General features: G+C 71.3%; 3 protein-coding genes. All 3 read left to right on the top strand.

The window, feature by feature from the left end:
- Positions 1–443: 443 nt before the first annotated feature.
- The 3 genes from E1266_RS37080 (at position 444) to E1266_RS39770 (ending at position 1,708) form a co-directional block, all read left to right on the top strand.
- On the top strand, positions 444–995 hold the full coding sequence (locus E1266_RS37080) for a type II secretion system F family protein (protein WP_243719366.1): 552 nt from the start codon (positions 444–446) through the stop codon (positions 993–995).
- 105 nt (positions 996–1,100) lie between these two features.
- Positions 1,101–1,280, top strand: a complete 180-nt coding sequence (locus E1266_RS37085; RefSeq protein WP_132055234.1) for a DUF4244 domain-containing protein — start codon at positions 1,101–1,103, stop codon at positions 1,278–1,280.
- An 11-nt stretch (positions 1,281–1,291) separates the two neighbouring features.
- Complete coding sequence (locus E1266_RS39770) at positions 1,292–1,708, top strand: TadE family type IV pilus minor pilin (protein ID WP_243719368.1); 417 nt, start codon at positions 1,292–1,294, stop codon at positions 1,706–1,708.
- Positions 1,709–1,774: the final 66 nt, after the last annotated feature.

The raw sequence follows: 1,774 nt of genomic DNA on the forward strand, positions 1-1,774 counted from the left end.
CCCGCAAGCCGAGCCCCAACCCCCGGGAGCCGGCGGATGTGCGGCTTCGTGTGACCACAAACGAGCCCCCGGGGAAGGCAGTGCCTTCGGGGTCCCGAGTATCCGGGCGTGGCAACGGAACTGCTCAGGAGGGGCGAAAGCCTGATTGGTCGGCCACCCACAGGGGGACCGTTCTGGTGCCCACGGACCGCAACCTCCGGCTCGCTTCCGGAGGTGGGGTGGATGCGGAGCGGGCGAGGGTGCCTTCGTCGCTCGGGGCGCCTAGCTTCAGTGAGGACGGAGCTGCCCACCGGACGCACCGTCTGGACACATCACCGGGTCATCGCCCTGAGGGCGCGGCTGACCGGCGGAAGTCGAGTGCCAAGCCGGCTGCGGAAGGGATAGGGCGGAGCGACGTCCTCCTTCGGCGCGTTGCTGCGGGCGCGACGGGAGTGCTGTGCCTGGTGACGCTGGGCGGGCTGCCCGGCGCACTGATCGGTCTACTGGCGGCGGTCGCCGTCTGGTTCTCTTTCGGCCGCTTGGGAAACGCGGAACGCAAGCGCAGGCGGGCGCGCCTCGTCGCCGACCTGCCCGTGGCGGTCGACCTTCTCGCGGCCTGCCTGCGTGGAGGCGCCCCATGGCATGACGCTGTCGCAGCGGTCGCGGAAGCGGTGGGCGGCCCACTCGGGGACGAGTTGATCGCCGTCTCCGTCCAGATTCGGTTAGGGGCCGACCCGGCTGACGCGTGGCTCGCCCTGGCGGAGGAGCCGATGCTCGCCCCGCTGGCCCGCGCAGCCACACGCGCGGCGTCCACCGGCGCGGCGCTGGCGCCGTCCTTGAGCCGCCTGGCCCGAGACCAGCGACGTGTGGCGCGCTCTGCGGCGGCCGCCAGGGCGAGGGCGGCAGGCGTCCGCGCGCTCGCCCCACTGGGCCTGTGCTTCCTTCCCGCCTTCGTCCTGCTGGGCGTCGTCCCGGCCATCGCCGGGATCGCCTCGACGATCCTCATCCCGCGGTGAAACCGGAGTTATCCACAATGCGGCGTTCCCTCGGCACTCCACCCCACGGCCCAGCAGCCTCTAGGGAGAACCACGAACGAAAGGAGCCCCATGCGGGCGATACAGATGGTGAAGCGGCGATGGGCCGACAGAGGCGGAGACCGCGGCATGTCCACGGCCGAGTACGCGGTCGGCACCATCGCAGCGGCGGCGTTCGCCGGCCTCCTGTTCAAGATCGTGACCAGCCCGCAGGTGAAGGAGCTGCTCTTACAGATCATCGAGAAGGCCCTCAAACTGGCGGGCTGAGGGATCGCGGGATGGCCACGGCGGAGATAGCCGTGGCGCTCCCCGCGCTCGTCCTGGTCACCGCGATAGCGCTGTGGGGCCTGACGGCCGCGTCCGTCCAACTCACCTGTACGGACGCGGCCCGAACCGGTGCCCGCGCCGCGGCCAGGGGCGAGTCCCTGGCCGCCGTCCGCGAACGAGTGGCGGAGGCAGTCCCAAATGGAGCCACGGTCAGGGTGAGGCAAGACGGCGCCACCGTCCACGTGGACGTCTCCGTCCCCGTCAAACCCCCTGCGGCGGCCGGGCTTCCACCCCTGACCGTCCAAGCCCACGTAGCCGCCGCAACAGAACCAGGCGTCCCACCCGACGATGCCCGACCAGCTAGCTCAGGCCCTGAGGAGGCCACTGACCAACCCCCTAAACCAAGCACTCCGGGCGGCTCCAGTTGAGGCGCTCCCATGGCGTCGGGCTCGGGCTCGTGTGGAGGGACGGGGCATTGAGGGGGAGGGGTGCTG

It is taken from the genome of Actinomadura sp. 7K534 (assembly GCF_004348575.1).
Lineage (GTDB): Bacteria > Actinomycetota > Actinomycetes > Streptosporangiales > Streptosporangiaceae > Spirillospora > Spirillospora livida.

Bases quoted from the DNA above. Each gene is read 5' to 3' on its own strand.
- E1266_RS37085 (WP_132055234.1), top strand. From the start codon at position 1,101: ATGGTGAAGCGGCGATGGGCCGACAGAGGCGGAGACCGCGGCATGTCC.
- E1266_RS39770 (WP_243719368.1), top strand. From the start codon at position 1,292: ATGGCCACGGCGGAGATAGCCGTGGCGCTCCCCGCGCTCGTCCTGGTC.